General features: G+C 58.6%; 2 protein-coding genes and 1 pseudogene. All 3 read right to left on the bottom strand.

Annotation, left to right across the window (positions count from 1 at the left end):
- Nucleotides 1-459: pseudogene (locus NE609_RS17275) on the bottom strand (TlpA family protein disulfide reductase); the annotation flags it as partial.
- Nucleotides 456-1331: a 4Fe-4S binding protein gene (locus NE609_RS17280; protein ID WP_256153235.1), complete on the bottom strand. Its 876-nt coding sequence runs from the start codon at nucleotides 1329-1331 to the stop codon at nucleotides 456-458. The gene NE609_RS17280 and the pseudogene NE609_RS17275, both read right to left, overlap by 4 nt.
- 25 nt (nucleotides 1332-1356) lie before the next feature.
- Nucleotides 1357-1407: a CD1871A family CXXC motif-containing protein gene (locus tag NE609_RS17285; protein WP_256153236.1), complete on the bottom strand. Its 51-nt coding sequence runs from the start codon at nucleotides 1405-1407 to the stop codon at nucleotides 1357-1359.
- Nucleotides 1408-1419 lie beyond the last annotated feature (12 nt).

Raw genomic sequence — 1419 nt, forward strand, 5'->3', positions numbered from 1 at the left:
GCCCGCGGGCATACTCATATCGCCGTCCATGGATTTCTGCATGATCTCGGGATACTTCTCTTCCAACTCGGTCAGCTTGTTTTCAATATTGCTGATCTCCGTGGCCGACTCCTTCAGCCACTCATACTCCTTGTCAGTGAACTGCTCTTTCGCGGCCTCGACGGTATCCAGCAGGAAGTCGCCGTAGTTTTTGCCGTCCTCGATCATGGCCATGCCCTTGTCAGCCGCCATGAACACCTTCTCCCAGAGCTCGGCATTTCCCGACAGGAGCGCGTTTTCCCGCTCCAGCAGCTCCTTGTGCATGGCGAGCGCTTCCTCGGCGGTTTTCGGCTCACCGGTCATGGCGGAGCCGTCTCCGCTCATATCCGCCTGCCTGTCGTTGTCCTTTGCGCCGCAGGCCGCCAGGGCCAGCACCATCAGCACGGCAAAAGCCAGTGCAAAAATTCTCTTCATGTTCATTTTGATTCCTCCATCGTTGTTTTCTTTGGTGTCTCTTCCCCGCTGCCGAAGCCGTAGCGGAAGCACACGGCGTTCGTCGGGCAGGCGCGGACGCACATTCCGCAGCGGATGCACTCGGTATGGTTGGGCGTTTTCGTCACATCCACATCCATCTTGCAGGCTCTGGCGCATTTCCCGCAGGAGATGCACTTATTCTTATCCACCTTCATCTGGAAGAGGGACACCCGGTTGAACAGCGCATAGAACGCGCCCAGCGGGCAGAGCCACTTGCAGAACGGGCGGTAGAACACCACGCTCAGCACGATCACCGACAGCAGGATGCTGAACTTCCATGTAAACAGCTTGCCCAGCGCCGCCCGGATGCCGGCATTGGCAAGGGACAGCGGGATGGCTCCCTCCAGCACGCCCTGCGGACAGAGGTACTTGCAGAAGAAGGGATCGCCCATGCCCACGTCGTTCACAAGGAACGCCGGCAGGAGAACGACCATCACCAGCAGGACGGCGTACTTGAGGTATGTCAGGGGCTTGAGCTTCTTTGTGGAGAGCTTCTTTGTCGGGATCTTATGCAGCAGCTCCTGAAACCAGCCGAAGGGACAGAGGAAGCCGCAGATAAAGCGCCCCAGCAGCACGCCCAGCAGAATGAGAAAGCCTGTGATATAGTAGGAAAAGCTGAACTTCGATGACCCCACCACCGCCTGAAACGCCCCGATGGGACAGGCCCCGGACGCTGCCGGACAGGAGTAGCAGTTCAGTCCCGGCACACAGACGGTCTTCCCCGCGCCCTGATACAGCCCTCCTTTGAGGAAGTTCGGCAGGTGCAGGTTGGTCAGCAGCGTCGCACCCGCCTGGATCCAGCCCCGGAAACGGGACATGGTCTGTGAAACGCCTGAAAACTTTTTACCCAATGCCCACACACTCCAGACATAGTTTGATTGCTTTGCTCAGCACCGTCGCCGCCTC

Origin of the sequence: Anaerotruncus sp. DFI.9.16 (genome assembly GCF_024461615.1) — a bacterium.
GTDB lineage: Bacteria > Bacillota > Clostridia > Oscillospirales > Ruminococcaceae > Anaerotruncus > Anaerotruncus massiliensis.

Bases quoted from the DNA above. Each gene is read 5' to 3' on its own strand.
- NE609_RS17280 (WP_256153235.1), bottom strand. From the start codon at position 1,331: ATGTCCCGTTTCCGGGGCTGGATCCAGGCGGGTGCGACGCTGCTGACC.